The sequence below is a fragment of the Achromobacter sp. KK8 genome, assembly GCF_054188005.1.
Window position 1 is genome coordinate 4,313,489 of record NZ_CM135178.1, and the last position, 22,683, is coordinate 4,336,171.

A 22,683-nucleotide genomic window follows, 5' to 3' on the forward strand; every position below is an offset into this window, starting at 1 on the left:
GAACCGCATCGCGATCCCTAAGCTCAGAGGCATCTTCCTTTTCCGAGTCCGGGGTCGCGATGCCTGCCGCCGTCTACCTGTTTTCCCTTTGCACGTTTGCCTTTGGCCTGTCCGAGTTCGTGGTGGCCGGGCTGGTGTCGGCCATGGCCCATGACCTGCTGGCGCCGGTCCAGGCCGTGGGCGGGGCGGTCGCCGCCTATGCTCTCGGCGCTGCCGTGGGCGCACCGTTCCTGACCGCATTGGCGGCGGGATGGCAGGACCGCCGCCAGCTGGCGCTGGCGATGGCGGCGCTGACGATCGGCAGCGCCGCCATCGGCCTGGCCTCGACGCTGAGCGGCGTTCTGGTCCTGCGCTTCGCGGTGGGCCTGGCGCATGGCGTCTTCATGGCGGTGGCGTCGGATGCCGCGACGCGCCTGGTCGGCCCGGCGCGCGCGGGCAGGGCGCTGTCGCTGGTGTGGCTGGGGCTGACACTGGCATTGGCCGTCGGGGTGCCGCTGGGCACCTATCTCGGCAGCGTCTGGTCGTGGCGTGCCGTGTTCCTGGCGATGGCGGCGCTCGGGCTGCTGGGCATGGGCGGCCTGCTGCTGCTGATGCCGCCGCGTCCGCCTGCGGGCCAGGCCGCCGGCGCGGCTGCCGCGCTGCGTGCCCTGCGGCACCCGCAAATGCTCATGACGGCCGGCGTGGGCGCCCTGGTCAGCGTTGCGGTGTTCGCCTTTTTCACCTTCATTTCGCCTTATCTGCTGCAGGTGGCGTCGGCCGATGCGCGCTGGTTGAGCCTGGCGATGCTGCTGTTCGGCGCGTGCACGGTCGGCGGCAATCTGCTGGGAGGCTATCTGGCCGATGGGCCGGCGCCCGATCGCAATGCACAGAGGGCGTTGGCCGCGCTGGCCCTGAACCTCTGCGGCCTGTTCCTGCTGCGGCATTCGCCGGTCGCGGTGGCGGCGTTGGCGGGAGGGCTGGGGCTGTGCTTTTTTGCCATCGTCACGATGCTGACGCTACGGCTGCTGGCGTTGGCGCGGCGCTATGTGCCGGCGTCCACGGCCGCCGCGGCCGGCTTGAACATCGCGTCGTTCAATCTGGGGACGGCCTTGGGCGGCGCGTTGGGCAGCTTGGTGATCGCGGCGGGAGGCCTCGCCGGCCTGCCACTGGCGGGGGCGGCGGCGGCCGTGGTCGCGGCGGCGGCGCTGCGCTGGCAGGCGGCCAGGACCCCGCTGAGGCATGCCGCCTGATTCCTCTTACAATGCCGGGTTGCGTGAATTTTCTGGACTGCGTGAGATGTCTGACGTTTTGAGTATCGAATCCCTGGACCTGGAAGCCCGGGGTATCGCCCGCCGCGATGGCAAGGTCGTGTTCGTGGAAGGCGCCTTGCCCGGCGAGCGGGTCACGGCGACCACCGTGCGCCGCAAGCCGTCCTATGAAATCGCGCGGGTCGACCAGGTCATGCGCCCGTCGTCGCAGCGCGTCGCGCCGCGCTGCCCGCATTTCGGCGTCTGTGGCGGCTGTGCCATGCAGCATCTCGAACCGTCCACGCAGGTGGCGATCAAGCAGCGTTCGCTCGAAGACACCTTCTGGCACGTCGGCAAGCTGCGTCCGGCCCGCATCCTGGCGCCGCTGCATGGACCGACCTGGGGCTACCGCTACCGTGCCCGCCTGTCGGTGCGCGTGGTGCCCAAGAAGGGCGGGGTGCTGGTGGGCTTTCACGAGCGCAAGAGCAGCTACGTGGCCGACATGCGCGAATGCCATGTGCTGCCGCGCCACGTCAGCGACCTGCTGATGCCGCTGCGCGCCATGATCGCGTCGATGTCCGCGCCCGACCGCCTGCCGCAGGTGGAAGTGTCGCTGGGCGACGGCGTGACCGCGCTGGTGCTGCGCCACCTGCTGCCGCTGACCGACCACGACATCGCCGTGCTGCGCGCCTTCGCCGACAAGCACGATGTGCAATGGTGGCTGCAGCCCAAGGGCCCGGACACGGTGCATCCGCTGGTGCCCGAGCATCGCGACGCGCTGACCTACACCATGCCCGAGTTCGGCCTGCGCATGCCGTACCGGCCGACCGACTTCACCCAGGTCAACCACGCCATCAACCGCGCGATGGTGTCGCGCGCGCTGCAATTGCTGGAAGTGCAGCCGACCGACCGCGTCGCCGACCTGTTCTGCGGCCTGGGCAACTTCACGCTGCCGCTGGCCACCCAGGGCCGCGAGGCCGTGGGCGTGGAAGGCAGCAAGGCGCTGACCGACCGCGCCCATGAGGCCGCCGCGCGCCACGGGCTGGGCGAGCGCACCAGTTTCGCCACCCTCAACCTGTTCGAGGTGGACGCCGAATGGCTGCGCGGCCTGGGCTTCTTCGACCGCATGCTGATCGATCCGCCGCGCGAAGGCGCGCAGGCCGTGGCGCAGGCGCTCTCGCAACTGAAGGCCGAGGAACGCCCGCGCCGCATCGTCTACGTGTCCTGTAATCCCGCCACGCTGGCGCGCGACGCCGCCATCATGGTGCACGAGGGCGGCTACCTGCTCAAGAGCGCCGGTGTCATCAACATGTTCCCGCACACCGGGCACGTGGAGTCCATTGCCGTGTTCGAATCGCTGGATGCCGAGGGCGTGCGCGAAGTGCAGGAGCGCGCCCGCCAGCGCGCCTTGCAGCAGGCCGCCGAGGCGGCGGCCGCCGAAGCGGAAAAGCAAGCAGCGGCTGCCGAGAAGGCCGCGTCCAAGCAGGCGGCCACCGAGGCCTACCACGCCCGCGTCGCGGCCGAAGGCGAGGCGCCGGCGCAAAGCCAGGCGTGAGACCCCGACCCGGCGTGGACCGGGCCGCATGCAAGAAGGGCAGGCCGGTTGGCTTGCCCTTTTTTCTTAGTGGGAGCGCCCCAGGTCTTCCAGGATGGGGCAGTCGGGTCGATCATCCCCGTGGCAGTTGTGCGCCAGGTGCTTGAGCGTGGCCGCCATGTCGCGCAGGGCGCAGGCCTTGCGTTCCAGTTCGGCCACGTGTTCGAGCGCGATGCGCTTGACGTCGGCGCTGGCGCGGCTGCGGTCGCGCCACAACGCCAGCAGCTCGTTCATCTGCTCCACCGAGAAGCCCAGGTCGCGCGCGCGCCGCACGAAGCGCAGCGTATGCAAGTCATGCTCGCTGTAGACGCGGTAGCCCGAATCCTTGCGCAACGCCGGGCCGATCAGGCCGATGCTTTCGTAGTAGCGGATCATCTTGGCGGAGATGCCGGATTCCTGGGCGGCTTGTCCGATGTTCATGTGAGGTCTCCTGGTTGGCTGGCGCGTCAGTGCGCGGCGCGCGGGCGGAAGGTCTTCAGGCGCAGCGCGTTGCCCAGCACGAACACGCTGGACAGCGCCATGGCGCCGGCCGCGAAGATCGGCGACAGCGACAGGCCATAGGCCGGATACAGGGCGCCCGCCGCCAGCGGGATCAGCGCGGCGTTGTAGGCGAAGGCCCAGAACAGGTTCTGGCGGATATTGGCCAGCGTGGCGCGGCTGAGCGCGATGGCGTTGGGCACGCCGTGCAGGTCGTCGGCCATCAGCACCACGGACGCGGCCTCGATGGCGACGTCGGTGCCGGTGCCGATGGCGATGCCGGTATCGGCCGCGGCCAGTGCCGGCGCGTCGTTGATGCCGTCGCCGACGAAGGCCAGCTTGCGGCCGCCGGCGCGCAGCGCGGTGATGGCCTCGACCTTGCCGTCGGGCAGCACTTCGGCGCGCACTTCGTCGATGCCCAGCTGGCGCGCCACGGCCTGCGCCGTGTGGCGGTTGTCGCCGGTGATCATGGCGGTCTTCAGGCCCTGCGCGTGCAGCGCCGCGATGGCGTCCACGGCGGACGGCTTGACCGGGTCGGTCACGGCGATCATGGCGGCGGCCTTGCCATCGATGGCGACGTAGATCGGCGTCTTGCCCTCGTTGCCCCACTGCTCGGCGCGCTGGCCGAAGGCGCTGACGTCCACGCCGCGCTCGGCCATCAGCCGGTCGGCGCCTGCCAGCACGCGCTTGCCGGCCACGCTGGCTTCGACCCCGGCGCCGGTGATGGCAGCGAAGCCTTCGGCCGGCAGCAGGTCGATCTTGCGGTCGGCGGCGGCCGCCACGATGGCCAGCGCGATCGGGTGCTCGGAGCGCGCCTGCACCGACGCGACCCATCGCAGCACGTCCGCATCACGGAAGCCTGCGGCCGGCTCCAGTTCGGTCAGGGTCGGCTTGCCCAGCGTCAGCGTGCCGGTCTTGTCGAAGGCCACCACCTGCACGTCGCGCAGCGTCTGCAACGCGTCGCCCTGGCGGAACAGCACGCCCATTTCGGCGGCGCGGCCGGTCCCGACCATGATCGAGGTCGGCGTGGCCAGGCCCATGGCGCAAGGGCAGGCGATGATCAGCACCGCCACCGCGTTGACCAGCGCATGCGACAACGCCGGCGCCGGTCCCAGGAAGAGCCAGGCCAGGAAGGTCAAGAGCGCCATGCCCATCACGGCCGGCACGAACCAGGCGGTGACCTGGTCGACCAGCGCCTGGATCGGCAGGCGCGCGCCCTGGGCGGCTTCAACCATGCGGATGATGCGCGCCAGCATGGTGTCGGCGCCGGTGTGGGTGACGCGCAGCGTGAAGCTGCCCGACGTATTGAGCGTGCCGCCGGTGGCCTGCATGCCCGGCTGCTTTTCCACCGGCACCGGTTCGCCGGTCAGCATCGACTCGTCGACGTACGAGCTGCCTTCGATGATCTCGCCGTCCAGCGGGATCTTCTCGCCGGGACGCACCACCACGATATCGCCCTTGCGCACCTGTTCGATGGCGATGTCCTGCGGCTGGCCGTCGCGCAGCACGCGCGCGGTGCGCGGCTGCAGGCCGATCAGGCGCTTGATGGCGGCGCCGGTCTTGCCCTTGGCGCGCGCTTCCAGCGTGCGGCCAAGCAGGATCAGCGTGACGATGACGGCGGCGGCTTCGTAATAGACGTTGCGGGCGCTTTCCGGCAGCCAGTCCGGCGCGAAGGTGGCGACCACCGAGTAGCCCCAGGCCGCGCCGGCGCCCAGCGCCACCAGCGAATTCATCTCGGGGGCGCGGCGCCACAGCGCCACCAGGCCCTTGCTGAAGAAGTGGCGGCCGGGCCAGGCCAGCACGGCCGTGGTCAGCACGAACTGCAATAGCCAGCTGTTCTGCTGGCCGATGTTGGCCAGCACCCAGTGGTGCATGGCGGGGATCAGGTGCGAGCCCATTTCCAGGGCGAACACGGGCAGCGTCAGCACCAGCGCGGCGATGAAGGCGCGCTGCAGGCGCCGCGCCTCGGCGTCGCGCGCCTCGGACTGGCGTTCGGCGTGGTCGTCCTGGGCGGCGATCGGGCGCGCCTCGTAGCCCATCTTGACCACGGCCTCGACCAGGGCGTCGGGCCGGGCCGCGGCCGGGTCATAGGCCACCAGGGCGCGTTCGGTGGCCAGGTTGACCTGGGCCTGGGCGACGCCCGGGACGCGGGTCAGGGCCTTTTCCACGCGCTTCACGCAGGACGCGCAGGTCATGCCCTCGATGGCAAGTTCAAGCTCGACGGAAGGGTTGGCAACGCTCATGGCAGTCTCGGTTGAGGTAGGAAGACCTCAGTTTCATCCTTCCAATGATGGGAAGGTCAAGGATTATTCTACGCTTGACCTTCCTATAATGGGAAGGTCTAAGCTGGATTCCAGTTCGCACCGAAGGCGGCGCGACCATCCTTGATTCACACGGAGAACACCATGAGCATCCAATTCCAAGTCCTCGACATGACCTGCGGCCATTGCGTCAAGACCATCACCGGCGCGGTGACGGCAGCCGTGCCGGGGGCCAGCGTGGCGGTGGACCTGTCCACGCACCGCGTGACGGTCACCGGCAGCGACCAGGCCGACAAGGTCGAAGCCGCCATCCGCGACGCCGGCTACGAGCCGCAGCCGGTGTAAGGGTGGGCCGCCGCCAGGCGTATGATAGATAACGTCTGGCGGCGATGAACTTGTTATTGTCAAAAACTATCAATCAATTAAACTAATTAAATTTGATTAATTGATAGTTGGGATTTATCATTCTTTCCATGGTGGTTGAACAGACCCCGCTACCCCAAGGAGAGATTGAATGCTGCAAAACCGTGAAGGCCAACGTGTTCCCAACGTAACGTTCCCCGTTCGCGAGGGCAACACCTGGAAGAAGGTCACGACCGACGACCTGTTCAAGAACAAGACGGTCGTGGTCTTTTCGCTTCCCGGCGCTTTCACGCCGACCTGCTCGTCGACCCACTTGCCGCGCTACAACGAACTGGCTCCGGCCTTCTTCGCCGCCGGCGTCGACAGCATCGTCTGCGTGTCCGTCAACGACACCTTCGTCATGAACGAATGGGCCAAGGACCAGGAATCGGCCAACATCACGCTGCTGCCCGACGGCAACGGCGAATTCACCGAAGGCATGGGCATGCTGGTCGACAAGAGCGACCTGGGCTTCGGCAAGCGCAGCTGGCGCTATTCCATGCTGGTCAAGGACGGCGTGGTGCAGAAGATGTTCATCGAGCCCGAAAAGGAAGGCGACCCGTTTGAAGTGTCGGATGCCGATACCATGCTGGCCCACTTCGCCCCGTCGGCCAAGAAGCCCGACCAGGTCGTGGTGTTCTCCAAGCCCGGCTGCCCGTTCTGCGTGGAAGCCAAGGCGCTGCTCGAAGACAAGGGCTATGCCCCGATCGAGATCCCGCTGGAGAACAAGGTGCGCGGCCGCGTGATCGGCGCCGTGTCCGGCAAGGGCACCGCTCCGCAGGTGTTCATCAATGGTTCGCTGATCGGCGGCCTGGAAGACCTGAAGGCGCACTTCGCCTGATGCTGGCCGGGAAGGGGACGCAGTCCCTTTCCCTTGCCGCGGCCGCTCCCGCAAGGAGCGGTCCGGCGCGCCGGTTTCCCTTTTTCCGCATCTTCGCGCGGCCCCGAGCGGTGCCGCGGGACGGCGTTCGTCCCGAGGGTGCGCAACAAGGCGGAATCCGCCTTTGACAACGTTTGCTCCACGCCACACCGGGGGATCCACTCATGAAGACTTTGCACACCGATATCGCCGTCCTGGGCGCTGGCACCGCCGGCCTGGCCGCCTACCGCGCCGCCAAGGCCGCGGGCAAGCGCGCGCTGCTGATCGAAGGCGGCCCCTACGGCACCACCTGCGCCCGGGTCGGCTGCATGCCGTCCAAACTGCTGATCGCGGCCGCCGAGGCCGCGCACCAGGCGGCGCACACCGCGCCGTTCGGCGTGCACGTCGAGGGCGAGGTCACGGTCAACGGCGAAGAGGTGATGGACCGCGTCAAGCGCGAGCGCGACCGTTTCGTCGGCTTCGTGCTCGAGGGCGTGGAGAACATCCCGGCGGAAGACAAGATCCGCGGCTATGCCCGCTTTGAATCGGACACGGTGCTGCGGGTCGACGACCACACCGAGATCCATGCGTCCCGCGTGGTGATCGCGACCGGCTCGCGGCCGTCGGTGCCGCCGCCGTTCCGCGGGCTGGGCGACCGCCTGGTGCTGAACGACGACGTATTCGCTTGGGATGACCTGCCGCGCCGCGTGGCGGTGTTCGGCCCCGGCGTGATCGGGCTGGAGCTGGGCCAGGCGCTGGCGCGGCTGGGCGTCGAGGTGCGCGTGTTCGGCGTCAGCGGCAGCCTGGGCGGCATCAGCGATCCGCAGGTGCGCCACAGCGCCCGCAAGATCTTCCAGCAGGAGTTCTACCTGGACCCGGATGCGCGCGTACTGGAAACCCAGCGCGTCGGCGACGAGGTCGAGGTGCGCTACGTGGCGCTGGACAACACCGAACGCACCGAGCGCTTCGACTACGCGCTGGTGGCCACCGGCCGCCGCCCCAATGTGGACGGCCTGGGCCTGGAGAACACCTCGCTGCAGCTGAACGCGCAAGGGGTGCCGTTGTTCGACCGCGAGACCATGCAGGCGGGCGCTTCGGCGATCTTCATCGCCGGCGACGCCAACGCCGACGCGCCGCTGCTGCACGAGGCCGCCGACGAAGGCCGTATCGCCGGCGAGAACGCGGCGCGCTATCCCGAAGTGCGCCAGGGGTTGCGCCGCGCGCCGCTGGCGGTGGTGTTCTCGGACCCGCAGATCGCGCTGGCCGGGCAGGGCCACGCCCGCCTGACGCCGGGCACTTTCGTGACGGGCGAGGTCGATTTCGGCGACCAGGGCCGTTCGCGGGTGATGCTGAAGAACCGCGGCCTGCTGCACGTGTACGCCGATATCGCCAGCGGCCGTTTCCTGGGCGCGGAGATGGTCGGCCCCAGCGCCGAGCACATCGGCCACCTGCTGGCGTGGGCGGTGCAGCAGGAGCTGACCGTGGCGCGCATGCTGGAAATGCCGTTCTACCATCCGGTCATCGAGGAAGGCCTGCGCACCGCGCTGCGCGACGCGGCCGCCAAGCTGGCGCGGGCGCAGGAAGCGCTGCGCCAGGTGGAGGCGGAAGACGCCGCGGCCTGAACGCCGTCTCCATGCAAAAGGGCTGCCCCGTGGGCAGCCCTTTTTTCGTTCCGGCCTGGAATCAGTCGTCGGACTGCTTCTTGGGCGCGGGGAACGGATTCTCGCGGAATTGCAGCGTGAAGCCGGCGCGTTCGTCCTGGCCCAGCTCACGCGCCAGGTAGGGCATGGTCTGCTTGAGGGCGTCGTGCAGCGTCCACGGCGGGTTGATCAGGAACATGCCGCTGCCGTGCAGGCCGTAGCCGTCGATGGTGGCCTTCTTGACGGTGAGGGTGGCGTGCAGCCAGCTCTTGACCTTGAGGTTCTCGAAGTGACGCGCCATTTCGCTGGCCTCGCGCCGCTGCACCAGCGGATACCAGACGGCGATGGTGCCGGTGGCGAAGCGTTTGACGCATTCCTTGACGGTGACCAGCGTGCGGCGGTAGTCGTTCTTGTCTTCATAGGACGGGTCGATCAGCACCATGCCGCGGCGCGTCGGCGGCGGCAGCAGAGCCTTGACGCCCTCGAAGCCGTCGTCGCCGTAGATGGTGGTCTGGCGCTGCGCGGTGCGGTCCATGTGTTCGAGGTTGCCGACCAGCGTGTCGATCTCGGTCGGGTGCATTTCGAACAGGCGCAGGCGGTCGGACGGGCGCAGCGCGTCCAGCGTCAGCCAGGGCGAGCCGGGGTAGCGCTTGAGACGGCCGTTGGTGTTGAAGGCGCGGATGCGGGCGACGTAGTCGGCCAGCAGCGGCGGCAGGTCGTCGCGTTCCCACAGGCGGCCGATGCCATCGGCGAATTCCGAGGTCTTGGCGGCCCAGTCGCTGTCCAGGCTGTAGAGGCCGGCGCCGGCGTGGGTGTCGATGACCCAGTAGGGCGCGTCCTTGCGGTTGAAGTAGTCCAGGGTGTGGACCAGGATGGCGTGCTTGAGCACGTCGGCGTGGTTGCCGGCGTGGAAGGCGTGGCGATAGCTGAACACGGGGCGGGGGCCTCAGGCGGCCGGCCGGATGGCGGCCAGTTCGTCGGTGAAGATGCCGTCGATGCCCCAGTCGAGCAGCAGGCGCGCGCGCTCGGGGTCGTTGACGGTCCAGGCGGCGATGCGGTAGCCGGCGGCGTGCACGGCGTCGATCAGTTCGCGCGTGGCGTCCTTCTGGTTGATGTTCAGGGCGACACAGTCGTACTTGACCAGGCGGTCGAGCCAGTCGGCCGGCACCTTCTCGACCAGCAGGGCGCGCGGCAGTTCGGGCGCGGCGTCCTTGGCGGCCTGCAGGGCTTCCTCGGCGAAGGAGGACAGCAGCGGAGCCACGGCGGCGCCTTTCCAGAGTTCACGGGCTGCCAGGGCGACGGCGGCGCCGGTCTCGGCTTCGCGGCCGGGGCAGGGCTTGATCTCGACGTTGCTGGCGATGCCGTTGGCGACGGTGTAGCGGGCCACGGCGGCGAAGGTGGGCAGGGGCTCGCCGGCGTAGGCGGCGGAGTGCCAGCTGCCGAAGTCCAGTTGCGCCAGTTCGCTGAAGGTCTTGGCGGCGGCGGGACCGTGGCCGTTGGAGGTGCGGTCGACGTCGTCGTCGTGCATCAGGACCAGGACGTTGTCACGGCTGAGCTTGACGTCGTATTCGAACATGGTGAAGCCGTGTTCGGCGCCGACGCGCATGGCGGCGAGGGTGTTCTCCGGGGCCAGGCGGCCGCCGCCGCGGTGGGCGATGTGGCGGGAATAGGGCCAGGTGGGGAGGGATGCGGTCATTTCTGTTGATGCTTTGGGGTTCTTTGGGACAGGGTGGAAGGATACTCTGTTCTGGGGGGTCCTTTCCTGTCGTGCGGGGGGCTTGCTTCGTGCCTGTGTGGCGGGTTCGGTTCTTTTGGCGCGGCTGCGGGGCCGTGGCGCGGGGCCGGGGCTACGAGGCTTGTCCGGCGCCTGCGCGCCGGACAGCGCATCCTCATCCTCGTCGCCTGCGGCTCCTTCGGATTCCGTCGCGCGCGCCTCTACACGCCCCGGCCCCGCGCCACGGCCCCACAGCCGCTCGCGGTGGTGAAAGTTCGGGGCGTCGCTGGGGCGGGGGGTGTGCTTGGGCTTCGTGGGAAGGATTGCGGCGCTTGAAGGATTTGCTGGCGCCCGTCCGACAAGGCCGCCCTGCGCGGCCTTGTCGGACATACGTGGTGGCTGCTCGCGCGGGCGCATCCTGGGGCGGGAGGTGGGATTTGCGGGCGGGGAGCCTGTCGCCTTGGGGGCAGGGGCGGCCTTCGTAGGGTTGCGCCGCCGGAGGCGCCTGGCGCTTATTTCATCGGGGCCTTGTCCTGGGAGACGTCCATGATCATGCGGGCGGCCAGGTAGAGGCGGGGGACGATGGAGGGGATCTGGATGTATTCGGCGTCGTTGGAGTGGGCGCCGAAGCCGCTCAGGCCCATGCCTTCGATGACGGGGCCGCGGGCCTTGAGGGCGGCGAAGGCGGCGTCGGTGCCGCCGCCGCTGGCGCGGTCGATGACTTTCATGGGCAGGCCGAGTTCCTGGTAGATGGCGACGCCGTGGTTGGCGAGGGCGCGCGAGGCGGGGGTGGCTTCCAGCGGCGGGCGGCGCACTTCGAATTTGAGGCTGACCTTGGCGTCGGGCAGCAGCTTTTTCTGGATGCGTTCCTGCAAGGTGCGTTCCAGGGCGTCGAAGTCGGCGACCTTGAGGGCGCGGGCGTCGGCCTGGGCGGTGGCCTGGCCGGGGATGACATTGCGGTTGGTGCCGGCCTGGGCCACGGTCCAGTTCAGTTTCAGGCCTTCCTCGGGCTTGGAGAGGTCTTTCAGTTGCAGGATCTGGTGCGACAGCTCGGTGAGGGCGTTGACGCCGCCTTCGGGACGGGCGCCGGCGTGCGAGGTCTTGCCCTGCACGGTCAGGTAGGCGGCGCCGATGCCGCTGGTGGCCAGGGTCAGGCGGGCCTCGGCGCCGCCGCCTTCGAAGGAAAACACCGCGTCCTGGTCGGCGCCCAGGCGGGTGATGGTGGCGCGAGCGCCGGGGGAACTGATTTCCTCGTCGCCGTTGATCAGCACGGTCAGGGTGCCGTAGTCCTTGAAACCCAGTTTCTGCAGCAGGGCCAGGGTGTGCAGGATGGTGGCCACGCCGTGCTTGTCGTCGGCGATGCCCAGGCCGTAGGCGCGGTCGCCATCGATGCGGAAGGGCTGGTCCTTGAGCATGCCGTTGCGGTAGACGGTGTCCATGTGCGCGATCAGCATGATCTTCTTCTGGCCGCTGCCCTTGAATTCGGCGTGCACCATCGGGCCGACGCGCTCCGGCGTGTCATCCAGGCGGAAGATGTCGGTGGGTTGAATGATCTCGACCTTGCCGCCCAGGGCCTTGAAGCGTTCGCCGATGAGCGCGGCGATGCGTTCCACGCCCTCCACGTCCTTGCTGCCCGATTCGATGCCGACCAGGTCGCGCATGGTGTCCAGCATGGGCTGCTGCTGGGCTTTGGCGGCGTCGTGCACGGCGGCCAGCGGGGCGGCCTGGAGGGCGGATGCGCCGCCCAGGCAGGCCAGGGCGAGGAGGGTGCGAAGGACGAGCGGGCGTGAGGACGGGAGCGGCATCGAAAGTCACCTCTGCATGAAAAGGGGAAGGAAGGCGCCGGCCACGGCGTGGCGGCCCGGGTTTCACGATACGAGTGGGGACGGAAGGCGAAAACCGGGGTTTCCCGGGTTGACCGGGACGGGCTTCCGTGGGGGTGGAAACCCCGTGCCGCGGGGGCGGGAGGGGCGTTCGGCGCACCGGTGTAAGCAGACGCTGCGGGACGAATGAGAAATGCTAAAATCCGCCCGCTGACCCGGTTTGACCGGTATGGGAATAGGGCGAATGAGATTCGCCTTTTTTTATGCGTTTTCGTGCGGCCCGGGCGGAAGTCTCCTCCCGAGTGCGGCAACAGGGATTCCATGTTCGAATTTATTCGCAGCCACCGGCGCTGGATGCAGTTCATCCTGCTGCTTCTGATTGTGCCGTCCTTCTTCCTCGTCGGGATCCAGGGCTATGAGAGCTTCATGCGCAAGGAGCCGGAATTGGCGACGGTCGCCGGCCAGCCGATTTCCCGCGCGGAGTTCGACCAGGCGCACCGCAACCAGCTGGAACAGTATCGCCAGCGCCTGGGCGCGCAGTTCGACCCGGCCGTGATCGACACGCCGCAGCTGCGCGAGGCGCTGCTGAACCAGCTGATCAACCAGCGCCTGCTGGCGAACGTGGCCGTGGACAACCGCTTCTCGGTGTCCGATGAAACGCTGCGCAACACCATTGCCGCGATTCCGGAAGTGCAGGACAACGGCCGCTTCTCGCCCGAGCGCTATCGCCAGGTGCTGGCGGCGCAGGGCATGTCGCCCACCTCGTTCGAGGCCGGCCTGCGCCGTGACCTGGCCGTGGCCCGCGTGCTGGAACCGGTCGGGCAGTCGGCCCGCGCGCCCGCCGAAGTGGTGGCGTCGCTCGAAACCGCCCTGACGCAGCAGCGCACGGTGCAACTGCGCCGCTTCGCCGCCGCCGATTTCCGCTCGCAAGTCACCGTCACCCCGGCCGACATCCAGGCCTGGTACGACGCCAACAAGCAGCAATTGCAGGTTCCCGAGCAGGTCCAGGTGCAGTACCTGGTGCTGAACGAGGCCGCCGCCACCGAGGGTGTGCAGGTCAAGGACGAGGACCTGGCGTCGTATTACGAACAGAACAAGAACCGCTTCGGCCAGCCCGAGCGCCGCCGCGCCAGCCACATCATGATCGAAGTGCCCGCCGGCGCTTCGGAAGATGCGCGCAAGGCCGCCCGCGCCAAGGCCGAGGCCCTGGCTACGCAGGCCGCCGCCAACCCGGCGCAGTTCGCCGAGCTGGCCCGCAAGAATTCGCAGGACGCCGGTTCGGCCGCCAATGGCGGCGACCTGGGCTGGCTGGCGCCGGGCATGCTGTCCGGCCCGCTGGAAAAGGCGATCTTCAGCCAGTCCAAGGACCAGGTGTCCGGCGTGGTCGAAAGCCCGTCGGGCTTCCACGTGGTCAAGGTCACCGAGATCCAGCCGGCCGCGATCAAGCCGCTGGCCGAGGTGAAGGACCAGATCACCGCCGAAGTGCGCAAGCAACTGGCCGCCGTGCGTTTTTCGGAGATGGCCAGCCAGCTGAACAAGCAGGTCTATGACCAGCGCGACAGCCTGCAACCGGCCGCCGACGCGGTCGGCCTGAAGCTGCGCACCGCTTCGGGGGTGACGCGCGAAGGCCTGTTGCCCGCCGACCAGGCCGGCCCCGGTTCCGCCGTGGACAGCCCGGACGCCGCGCTGCTGGACAATCCGCGCGTGCGCCAGGTGCTGTTCTCGCCCGACGTGCTGCGTGAAAAGCAGAATTCCGGCGTGATCGAGCTGTCGCCCGACACCATGCTGGCGGTGCGCGTGGCCGCGGTGCAGCCGGCCCATGTGCCGCCGCTGGACAAGGTCAGCGATTCGATTCGCGCCAAGCTGCTGGACGAGCGTTCGGCCGAAGCCGCCAAGAAGGCCGGCGAGGCCGCGCTGGCGGCCGACCAGGCCAACCCGGCCGCCGCGCCGGAAGGCTTCGGCGGCCCGCTGGTGGTGTCGCGCCAGGATCCGAAGAACCTGCCGCGCTCGGTGCTGGACGCCGTGATGCGCCTGCCGGCCGCCAAGTTGCCGGCCTACACCGGCGTGCAGTCGGGCGCCGATTACACGCTGGTGCGCCTGGAGAAGGTCGAGGCCGGCACGGTCGAGGCCGCCGACAAGGAACGCCTGGCGCAGCAATTGGCGGGCGCCTGGGGCCAGGCCGAGAACGAAGCGCTGGTGCGCATGCTGCGCGAGGAATACAAGGTGCAGGTGCTGCCGGCGGCCGCCGAGGCCATCCGCGGCGGCGACGCCTCGCAGCAGGCGGCGGGCTGACCGGCCTGCCGCGTCGCGCGCGGGCCGCCCAGGCCCGCGTCATTGCATCATTGCAGCAAGGGCCGCAGCACCGGCCACACATTGTCCAGCAACCTGGCCTGGGCATCCTCGTTGGGATGGATGCCATCGGCCTGGAACATCGCCCGGTCCGTTGCGATACCTTCCATCAGGAAGGGCACGAGCCGGGCGTTTTCGTCTTTGGCGACGGTCGGGAATACCTGCGAAAAGCGCTGGGTGTAGTCACGGCCATAGTTGGGCGGGATCTGCATGCCGACGATGACCACCTTGGCCTCGGCCTTGCGCGCCGCCTGCGCCATGGTGCGCAGGTTCTGTTCGGTCATGTTCAGCGGCAGCCCGCGCAGGGCGTCGTTCGAACCCAGTTCCAGCACCACCACCGCTGGCTCGTGCTGGCGCAGCAGGGCCGGCAAGCGGGCGACGCCGCCGCTGGTGGTGTCGCCGCTGATGCTGGCGTTGACCACCTTGTACTTCGGGTATTGTTCGGAAAGCCGCGCGGACAGCAGCGGCACCCAGCCGGTGCCGCGCTTGATGCCGTATTCGGCGGCCAGGCTGTCGCCCACCACCAGCACGGTGCGCTGCGCGGAACCCTGGGCCGCGGCGGCGGTCTGAGCGTGGGCGGGCGCCATCAGCGTGGCCGTGGCGAGCGTGGATATCAGTAGTGAACGGCGAATCAGGGGAATCAGGCGCATGGATAGCAAGAATTCGATCGAGGTGAAAGGGCTGGGCAAGCGGGTGGCCGATGCCGGCGGGACGCTGTCTATCCTGGAAGACATCGATTTTACGGTGGCGTCGGGCAGCGCCGTGGCCATCACCGGCAGCTCCGGGTCGGGCAAGTCCACCTTGCTGGGACTGCTGGCCGGGCTGGATGTTCCCAGCAGCGGCAGCGTGCGGCTGGCCGGGCAGGACCTGTTCGCCCTGGACGAGGACGGCCGCGCGCGCCTGCGGGCCAATCACGTGGGGTTCGTGTTCCAGTCGTTCCAGTTGTTGCCGAACCTGACGGCGCTGGAAAACGTCATGCTGCCGCTGGAACTGGCGGGCCAGCCGGCGCGCGAGGCGGCCCAGGCCATGCTCGAGCGCGTCGGCCTGGGCGCGCGCCTGCATCACTATCCGCGCACCCTGTCCGGCGGCGAGCAGCAGCGTGTATCGCTGGCGCGCGCGTTCGTGGTGCGGCCCGACCTGCTGTTCGCCGATGAACCCACGGGCAGCCTGGACGCCGCCACCGGCGTCACCGTCATCGACCTGATGTTCGACCTGCACCGCGAGCACGGCACCACGCTGGTGCTGGTGACGCACGATCCCCAACTGGCGGCGCGTTGCGGCCGGCAGGTGGTGCTGGCGGCGGGACGCATGGCCGCGTAGGCGGGATGCGGCCGGCCCCTGCGGCCCGCGCCGGCGATACCAGCCTGAAACGAAAACGCCACCCGAAGGTGGCGTTTTTGCTTGGCCTTTGGCGCGAGCCTTACTTGGCCTTGGCCACGGCCTGGTTCCAGGCGGCGACGACGGCTTCGTACTCCTTGGCGGCGGCGTCCTGGCTGACCGGGAAGATCTTGATGCTGTTGAAGTCGGGCAGGGTGGTCAGGCTGGCCACCGCGATGTCGCTGCGGGTCGGGCGGCGGAAGTTCTTCACCAATTGCGCTTCCTGGGCCTCCTTGCTGAGCAGGCCGTCGTACAGCGCCTTGGCGGCGTCCAGGTTCTTGGCGCCCTTGATGATGAACATGCCTTCGGGCGCCAGGTAGCTGCCTTCGGTCGGGTAGACCAGCTTGATTTCCTTCTGGCCGCCGGCCACGTATTCCTGGGCGGCGTACTCCAGCGTCATGCCGACCGCGTATTCGCCGGCCGCCACGCCCTTGTAGGTGGTGCCCGACGAGGCCGTGACCACGGCGTTGGCGGCGATCTTGTCCAGGCCTTCCTGGCCGAACTGCTTGTACAGGCCGTAGACCAGCATGTAGGCGGTGCCGCTCTTGGACGGATCGGTGATGGCGAACTTGCCCTTCCATTGCGGCTGCATCAGGTCCGACCAGGTGGCCGGCGCCGCCAGGCCCTTCAACTGCCGCTCGTTGACCATCAGCACCATGATGTGCACGTTGGTGCCGACCCACAGATCGTCCGGGCCGCGGAACTCGGCCGGGATCTTGTCGATGTCGGCCGGGCGGTAGGGCTGCAGGTGCTGGCGGTAGGCGCCCAGCGTGCCGAAGCCGCCGCTCCAGAACAGGTCGCCGCGCGGGTTCTGCGCCTCGGCTTCGATGCGCTTCATCATGGTGCCGGTGCCGCCGGTGACCGGCTGCACGTTCAGCTTGGGCGACTGCTTCTTGACGGCGTCCAGCGCGGTCTCGATGGTCTCGGTGTTGTTGGACGAGTACAGGACCACGTTCTGCGCCTGCGCGGCGCCCGCGGCCAGGGTGGCGGCCAGCAGGCCGGTTTGCAGGAGGTGTTTGAGGTGCATGGTTAGCCTTTGTGGATGCGGGTTATTTGCCGGAGAACAGCTTGATGCGGAATGCCTTGACCGACACGATGATGGGCAGCACGATCACGGTGACCAGCGCCGCGCCGTAGGCCGAGGCCATGCCCAGGCGGCCGCCGTCGACCTGGCGGAAGATGGCGATCGGCATGGTTTCGAGGCCGCCGCTGTAGGCCACGATCGAGGCTGACAGCTCGGAAATCGTGGTCAGCCACATCAGGATGGCGGCCGAGATGATCGAGGCCTTCATGGCCGGCAGGATGACCTTGAAGAAGGTCATCAGCGGGGACACGCCCAGGCTGATCGAGGCTTCCTCGATCGAGTCGGGAATGTTGAACAGCACCGACGAGGCGTTGCGCACCGCGAACGGCAGGCGCCGCACCGCGTAGCACAGCACCATGATGCCGGAGGTGCCGGCCAGCACCAGCCAGCCGGTGTTGAAGGTCTGCACCAGCGCGATGCCCAGCACCGTGCCGGAGATGGTCAGCGGCAGCACCACGATGTAGTCCAGCACCTGGGTGAAGGCGCTGCGCTTCTTGATGGTCAGGTAGCTCACCAGCACCGCGAATGCCACGCCCGTCACCGTGGCAAGCGAGGCGAACTTGAGCGAATTCAGGATCGGCTCAGGCGCGCCGTGCAGCGCGCGCTGCATGCTGGCCAGCGACCACGAGCCCCAGTGCATCACCGGCCCGCTGGTCTTGGTGAAGGCGGCGATGAACACCACGATCAGCGGCAGCAGCGACAGCAGGATCACCAGGCCGACGCCGCCCGTGTACAGTATCGCCTGCCACGAACGCACCCGGCGCGCCGCCGGCGCGCGGCCCTGGGTCATGGTGTACACCTTGCGCTCGACCACGCGCTTCTGCACGAACAGCACGATGGCGACGATGGCGATCGACACCACCGACATGGCGCTCTGCAGCGTCGGGCTGCCGCCCATTTCGCTGACGAAGGTGTTGTAGGTCATCACCGACAGCAGCGGCACGCGGCTGCCCAGCAGCATCGCCAGCGCGAAGTTGCCCACCACCAGCGTGAACACCACCAGCGCGTTCACCAGCACCGCCGGCAGCAGTACCGGCACCAGCACCCGCAGCTGCGTCATGAGTGGCGGCGTGCCCAGGCTCAGGCCGGCTTCCTCGAGCTGCCCGTCGAAGCCGCGCAGCGCGGCCAGCACGCCCAGGTAGATGTAGGTGTAGTAGACCAGCGTCATCGAGAACACCATGCCGGTCCAGCCATAGAAAGACGGCAGCGAGATGCCCGCGTCGCCCAGCAGATTGGTCAGGATGCCGTTGTTGCCCAGCACCAGCAGCCAGGACTGGCCGACGATGATCTCGGGAATGACGATGGTCAGCACCGGCAGGATCGCCACCAGGTTCTTGAGCGGGAAGTCGTAGCGCGCCACCATGTAGGCGAACGGCACGCCCACCAGGATGGTGCAGGTGGTCACCACCAGCCCCAGCGCCAGCGTGTTGCCGAAGGCCTCCAGGTATTGCGAGTCGGCCAGCAGCGCGCGGAAACCTTCCAGCGAGAAGCCGCCGTCCTGGCCGGTGACGCTGTTGCTGAACAGCACCGCCAGCGGATACAGCACGAAGAACAGCAGCAGCGCCAGGCTGATCGCCGTCAGGATGCCCCAGGGCCACCATTTGATTTTCATGGCGTGGCGGTCCTCAGGCGTTGACGACGCGGCTGTCGGCGGGAATCAGCACCTGCACCGCCTCGCCGGGCTGGAACTGCGCCACCATGTTGCCCGCGTGCAACTCCACGCGGATCTCCGAGCCGTCCTGCAGCGCGATGCGGTAGGCGGTCTTGAAGCCCAGGTATTGGCGCCGCAGCACCTTGCCGGGCAGGGTGTTGGGCACGTAGGGCGAGGGCGCCATCAGCGCCAGTTCCTCGGGGCGGGCGATCAGCACCGCGCGCTCGGCCAGCGTGTCGCTGCCCAGGGTGCCGTCAAAGCCCAGCCCGCACAGCTCGTAGCGCACGTGGCCGGCGGGCGCGCCGGCCAGGCCGCCGCGGGCCGGCACCGGGATCACGTTGGCCGAGCCGATGAAGTCCGCCACATAGGCGTTGACCGGGGTGCCGTACAGGTCTTCAGGCGTGCCCAGCTGGGCGATGCTGCCGTGGTCCATGATGGCGATGCGGTCGGACATGGCCAGGGCTTCTTCCTGGTCGTGGGTGACGAACACGGTGGTGATGCCGGCCTCGCGCACCAGGTCCAGGATGACGTCGCGCATCTGCAGGCGCATCTTGGCGTCCAGGTTCGACAGCGGCTCGTCCATCAGCAGCACGCGTGGCCGGATCACCAGGGCGCGGGCCAGGGCCACGCGCTGGCGCTGGCCGCCGCTCATCTGCGCCGGGTAGCGGTCGGCCAGGGCCGCCAGCCCGACCTTGTCCAGCGCCTCGTCGACGCGGCGCTGGATTTCGGCGCGGGCCACGCCCCGGGCGCGCAGGCCGTAGGCGACGTTGTCGAAGGCGGTCTTGTCGGGAAACAGCGCGTAGTCCTGGAACACCATGCCGATGTCGCGGCGGTGCGCCGATACGTGCGTGACGTCGTCCTGGTCGAACAGCAGGCGGCCGCCGTCGGGCGCGTAGAAGCCGGCGATGCAGCGCAGCAGGGTGGTCTTGCCGCAGCCGCTGGGGCCCAGCAGCGTGTAGAACGCGCCGTCGGGGATGTGCAGCGACAGGTCGCGCAGCACCTGCTGGCCGCCGAATGTCTTGATGATGCCGTCTACGGTGATCGATGCCATGAAGGGTTCCTGCCTGGGGTTGAGCGCATCATAGGAATGCCGGGCCATGGCGACCAGCGGTGTTTTTTAAGGGCTGGCGTTAGTTTTTCTAAGAGGTCGGCGGCGCCGCAATCCCCTAGAATGCCGCTCATAGCAACGGTGCGGCCGCGAGCGGCATCGGATAAAACAGATGACAAGGGAAATCGTGGGAAATCGCAGCAAAGCCTTGCGCCGGCCAGGCGCACGGGCGGGCATCGCCTGAGATGGCGGGCCCGAGCCTGCCGCCGCTGAAAGCCTTGCGGGTGTTCGAGGCCGCGGCGCGCCTGCGCAGTTTCACCGCGGCGGCCGACGAACTGAGCATCACGCACAGCGCGGTCAGCCAGCAGATCCGCGTCCTGGAGGATTACATCGGCCAGCCGCTGTTCGCGCGCGAGGCGCGCGGCGTCACGCTGCTGCCGTGCGCGCAGGCGTATTTTCCCGAGGTCCAGGCCAGCCTGGAGCGCATCGCCGCGGCCACCGTCAAGCTGCGCTCGCCGGGCCATGGCGGGGTGCTGCGCGTCAGTGCCACGCCGTCGCTGACGATGAAATGGCTGATTCCGCGCCTGTCGGCGTTCCAGGCGCTGCATCCCGGTATCGATGTGCAGCTCACCACACAGGGGCGTTCCTTCCTGGACCGCGGCGACGAGGGCGGCAGCGACGTGTTCATCCGCCACGGTTTCGTGGCGCACGCGGAGATGAGCTGCGTGCACTGCCTGGACGACTTCCACGTGCCGGTGGCGTCGCCGCGCTTCATCGAGCGCAACCGGCTGGCCGCGCCGGCGGATTGCCTGGGGCACCCCTTGCTGAAGGTGGCCGGCGGCATGGACCACTGGCCGCGCTGGTTCGCGCTGGCCAGGGTGGATGTGCCGGCGCAGCTGCCCGGCCCGGTCTTCGATCATCAATTCCTATGCATGCAGGCCGCCATGAATGACCTGGGCATCGCCCTGGCGCCGTGGTGCCTGCTGCGGGACGACCTGCGCGCCGACCGGCTGCGGCCGTTGTTCCTGCAGCCGCGCCTGCCCAACGCCGGCGTCCATGCGCTGTTCCGCCCGGATGCGCCAGCGGCGGCCGCGGCGCGCCATTTCATCGACTGGCTGGGCCGCGAGGCCGGCCATCCGCTACCTGACCAATAGAGAAGGAATGCCCATGCAAGATTTCCAGAGCGATGCCGGCCTGCACTGGCGCGGCATCCAGCCGCCGCTGGCGCTGTCGGACTACAAGGTCATCGCCTTCGACATGGATTCGACGCTGATCGCCATCGAGACGCTGGACGAGATGGCCGACCTGATGGGGAAAAAGGCGGAGGTGGCCGCGCTGACGGAAGCGGCCATGCGCGGCGAGATCGTCGACTACAAGCAGAGCTTGCGGCAGCGCGTGGCGTTGCTGGCCGGCATGCCGGCGGCGGCGCTGGACGAGGTGTATGAACACCGCCTGGCGCTCAACCCGGGCGTGGAAACGCTGATCGCGGCCTGCAAGGCCGCCGGCCTGTTTTGTCTGCTGGTGACGGGCGGCTTCACCTGCTTCACCGACCGGCTGCGGCTGCGCCTGGGGCTGGACGACGTGCGCGCCAACGTGCTGGAGGTCGTCGATGGGCGGTTGACGGGACGGCTGCTGCCGCAAGCGTGGGGCGACCTGTGCGATGGCGAGGAAAAGCGTCGCAAATTGCTGGAGGTGTGCGCGGCGCTCGGCGTCGGACCGGAGCGCGCCATCGCGGTGGGCGACGGCGCCAACGACCTGCCGATGCTGCGCACCGCCGGGCTGTCGGTGGCGTATCACGCCAAGCCGGCGGTGCGGCGCGAGGCCAAGGTGGCGATCGACCAGGGCGGGCTGGACCAGTTGCTGCGCCTGTTCAGCGCCGGCAAGGCATAGGCGCGGCGCTGACGGGCCGCCACCGGCGGCGCGAACGCGGCCCTCGGTGGACCCGAACCCGCCTCAGGCGGTGATCAGTCCGGGGATCTTCACATCCGGGTCGACATCGGCGTTGTAATCGACCCCATCGATCTCGAACCCGAACAGGCGCAGGAAATCGCGCTTGTAGCCGGCGAAATCGGTCAGTTCATACAGATTGGACTCGGTCACCTGGTGCCACAGCGCCTGCACTTGCGCCTGCACCGCTGGGTCCAGCTCCTTGCCGTCCGCGCGCAGGCGGCCTTCGGCGTCCAGGATAGGCGCCGCGCCGCACAGGCTGTCGCGGTACAACCCGTACACCTGCTCGATACAGCCCTCGTGCGTGCCCTGTTGCTTCATGACCTTGAACAGCAGCGACAGGTACAGCGGCATCATCGGAATGGCCGAACTGGCCTGCGTCACGACCGCCTTCAGCACCGAGACGCGGGCGTCGCCGCCGCGCGCGGCCAGCTTGGCGCGGATGTCGAGCACCTTCTGGTCCAGATCCTTCTTGGCCGCGCCGATCGAGCCGTTCCAGTAGATGTCGTGGGTGATCTTCTCGCCCAGGTAGGTGAAGGCGGTGGTGGTGGCGCCTTCGGCCAGCACGCCGGCCTCTAGCAGGGCATCGATCCACATCTGCCAGTCCTCGCCGCCCATGACCGCCACGGTCGCGTCGATCTCCTCCTGGGTGGCCGGTTCCAGCACCGATTCCTTGATGATTTCCTTGTCGGTGTCCAGGCCGCGCAGCGTCACCGCCTGGCCGACCGGCTTGAGGGTCGAGTTGAACACCGTGCCGCTCACCGGATGGGTGCGGCGTGGCGCGGCCAGGCTGTAGATCACCTGGTCGACCTGGCCCAGGTCCTGCCTGATGGCGGCGATGGTCTGCGCCTTGATGGCGTCGGAGAAGGCGTCGCCGTTGATGCTCTTGGCGTACAGGCCCGCGGCGCTGGCGAACTTGTCGAAGGCGGCGCTGTTGTACCAGCCCGGCGTGCCGGCCTTGGACGCTTCGCCAGGGCGTTCGAAGAATACGCCCAGGGTCTGGGCGCCACAGCCGAAGGCGGCGCTGATGCGGGCGGCCAGCCCGTAGCCGGTGGAGGCGCCGATCACCAGCACGCGCTTGGGGCCCCCGCTGATCGGGCCCTGGGCGCGGACGTAGTCGATCTGGTTCTTGACGTTGGCCTCGCAGCCGACGGGATGGGTGGTCACGCAGATGAAGCCGCGCACGCGGGGTTTGATGATCATGAAGACCTCGTTCTGGGAATGCCGGGAC

19 protein-coding genes are annotated in these 22,683 nt (G+C 68.5%); 9 read left to right on the plus strand and 10 right to left on the minus strand.

Annotated features, from left to right (window positions below; translation table 11 throughout):
* The first annotated feature begins 59 nt into the window (after positions 1-59).
* Positions 60-1,229 carry an MFS transporter gene (locus ACVN9Z_RS20070; RefSeq protein WP_054438389.1) on the plus strand — a complete coding sequence of 390 codons (1,170 nt, stop codon included), beginning with the start codon at positions 60-62 and terminating at the stop codon, positions 1,227-1,229.
* Between the two features lie 46 nt (positions 1,230-1,275).
* On the plus strand, positions 1,276-2,781 hold the full coding sequence (rlmD, locus tag ACVN9Z_RS20075; RefSeq protein WP_458212551.1) for a 23S rRNA (uracil(1939)-C(5))-methyltransferase RlmD: 1,506 nt from the start codon (positions 1,276-1,278) through the stop codon (positions 2,779-2,781).
* 66 nt (positions 2,782-2,847) lie between these two features.
* On the opposite strand, the gene cueR is transcribed toward rlmD, so the two are convergent.
* Both cueR and ACVN9Z_RS20085 read right to left on the minus strand, forming a co-directional pair.
* Positions 2,848-3,240 (minus strand): Cu(I)-responsive transcriptional regulator, encoded by a 393-nt coding sequence (cueR, locus tag ACVN9Z_RS20080; RefSeq protein WP_006388165.1) that lies wholly within the window; start codon positions 3,238-3,240, stop codon positions 2,848-2,850.
* 26 nt (positions 3,241-3,266) lie between these two features.
* Positions 3,267-5,540, minus strand: a complete 2,274-nt coding sequence (locus tag ACVN9Z_RS20085) for a heavy metal translocating P-type ATPase (protein ID WP_458212552.1) — start codon at positions 5,538-5,540, stop codon at positions 3,267-3,269.
* 162 nt (positions 5,541-5,702) lie between these two features.
* On the opposite strand from ACVN9Z_RS20085, the gene ACVN9Z_RS20090 reads away from it, so the two are divergent.
* The 3 genes from ACVN9Z_RS20090 (at position 5,703) to ACVN9Z_RS20100 (ending at position 8,441) form a co-directional block, all read left to right on the plus strand.
* On the plus strand, positions 5,703-5,903 hold the full coding sequence (locus ACVN9Z_RS20090) for a heavy-metal-associated domain-containing protein (protein WP_006388167.1): 201 nt from the start codon (positions 5,703-5,705) through the stop codon (positions 5,901-5,903).
* A gap of 169 nt (positions 5,904-6,072) precedes the next feature.
* A complete protein-coding gene (locus tag ACVN9Z_RS20095) occupies positions 6,073-6,801 on the plus strand; it encodes a glutathione peroxidase (protein WP_006388168.1) in 729 nt (242 codons plus the stop codon).
* A gap of 203 nt (positions 6,802-7,004) precedes the next feature.
* A complete protein-coding gene (locus ACVN9Z_RS20100; protein ID WP_054472174.1) occupies positions 7,005-8,441 on the plus strand; it encodes a dihydrolipoyl dehydrogenase in 1,437 nt (478 codons plus the stop codon).
* A gap of 61 nt (positions 8,442-8,502) precedes the next feature.
* On the opposite strand, the gene ACVN9Z_RS20105 is transcribed toward ACVN9Z_RS20100, so the two are convergent.
* From ACVN9Z_RS20105 to ACVN9Z_RS20115, 3 genes are all read right to left on the minus strand, one after another.
* Positions 8,503-9,393 (minus strand): 23S rRNA (adenine(2030)-N(6))-methyltransferase RlmJ, encoded by an 891-nt coding sequence (locus tag ACVN9Z_RS20105; protein WP_020927481.1) that lies wholly within the window; start codon positions 9,391-9,393, stop codon positions 8,503-8,505.
* A gap of 12 nt (positions 9,394-9,405) precedes the next feature.
* Positions 9,406-10,155 carry a glycerophosphodiester phosphodiesterase gene (ugpQ, locus tag ACVN9Z_RS20110; RefSeq protein WP_006388171.1) on the minus strand — a complete coding sequence of 250 codons (750 nt, stop codon included), beginning with the start codon at positions 10,153-10,155 and terminating at the stop codon, positions 9,406-9,408.
* Positions 10,156-10,685: 530 nt separating this feature from the next.
* A complete protein-coding gene (locus ACVN9Z_RS20115) occupies positions 10,686-11,978 on the minus strand; it encodes a M20/M25/M40 family metallo-hydrolase (protein ID WP_409137746.1) in 1,293 nt (430 codons plus the stop codon).
* Positions 11,979-12,317: 339 nt separating this feature from the next.
* On the opposite strand from ACVN9Z_RS20115, the gene ACVN9Z_RS20120 reads away from it, so the two are divergent.
* Entirely contained in the window at positions 12,318-14,288 is a 1,971-nt protein-coding gene (locus tag ACVN9Z_RS20120) for a SurA N-terminal domain-containing protein (protein ID WP_020927483.1), read from the plus strand.
* A 47-nt stretch (positions 14,289-14,335) separates the two neighbouring features.
* Here ACVN9Z_RS20120 and ACVN9Z_RS20125 read toward each other — a convergent pair whose 3' ends face one another.
* On the minus strand, positions 14,336-14,995 hold the full coding sequence (locus ACVN9Z_RS20125) for an arylesterase (RefSeq protein WP_006388174.1): 660 nt from the start codon (positions 14,993-14,995) through the stop codon (positions 14,336-14,338).
* On the opposite strand from ACVN9Z_RS20125, the gene ACVN9Z_RS20130 reads away from it, so the two are divergent.
* Positions 14,994-15,665 carry an ABC transporter ATP-binding protein gene (locus tag ACVN9Z_RS20130; protein ID WP_006388175.1) on the plus strand — a complete coding sequence of 224 codons (672 nt, stop codon included), beginning with the start codon at positions 14,994-14,996 and terminating at the stop codon, positions 15,663-15,665. The genes ACVN9Z_RS20125 and ACVN9Z_RS20130 overlap by 2 nt on opposite strands.
* Positions 15,666-15,765: 100 nt before the next feature.
* On the opposite strand, the gene ACVN9Z_RS20135 is transcribed toward ACVN9Z_RS20130, so the two are convergent.
* From ACVN9Z_RS20135 to ACVN9Z_RS20145, 3 genes are read right to left on the minus strand one after another with little or no spacing between them, the layout of a single operon-like run.
* Entirely contained in the window at positions 15,766-16,749 is a 984-nt protein-coding gene (locus tag ACVN9Z_RS20135; protein WP_241122123.1) for an ABC transporter substrate-binding protein, read from the minus strand.
* A 22-nt stretch (positions 16,750-16,771) separates the two neighbouring features.
* A complete protein-coding gene (locus ACVN9Z_RS20140) occupies positions 16,772-18,418 on the minus strand; it encodes an ABC transporter permease (RefSeq protein WP_076469285.1) in 1,647 nt (548 codons plus the stop codon).
* Between the two features lie 13 nt (positions 18,419-18,431).
* Positions 18,432-19,508 carry an ABC transporter ATP-binding protein gene (locus ACVN9Z_RS20145; RefSeq protein ID WP_458212553.1) on the minus strand — a complete coding sequence of 359 codons (1,077 nt, stop codon included), beginning with the start codon at positions 19,506-19,508 and terminating at the stop codon, positions 18,432-18,434.
* A 242-nt stretch (positions 19,509-19,750) separates the two neighbouring features.
* On the opposite strand from ACVN9Z_RS20145, the gene ACVN9Z_RS20150 reads away from it, so the two are divergent.
* Positions 19,751-20,659, plus strand: a complete 909-nt coding sequence (locus tag ACVN9Z_RS20150) for a LysR substrate-binding domain-containing protein (RefSeq protein WP_458212554.1) — start codon at positions 19,751-19,753, stop codon at positions 20,657-20,659.
* Between the two features lie 13 nt (positions 20,660-20,672).
* Positions 20,673-21,395: a phosphoserine phosphatase SerB gene (serB, locus tag ACVN9Z_RS20155; RefSeq protein ID WP_006388181.1), complete on the plus strand. Its 723-nt coding sequence runs from the start codon at positions 20,673-20,675 to the stop codon at positions 21,393-21,395.
* Positions 21,396-21,458: 63 nt separating this feature from the next.
* Here the strand turns inward: serB and fabV are convergent, their stop codons facing one another.
* Entirely contained in the window at positions 21,459-22,655 is a 1,197-nt protein-coding gene (gene fabV / locus ACVN9Z_RS20160) for an enoyl-ACP reductase FabV (protein WP_241072467.1), read from the minus strand.
* Between the last annotated feature and the right edge of the window lie 28 nt (positions 22,656-22,683).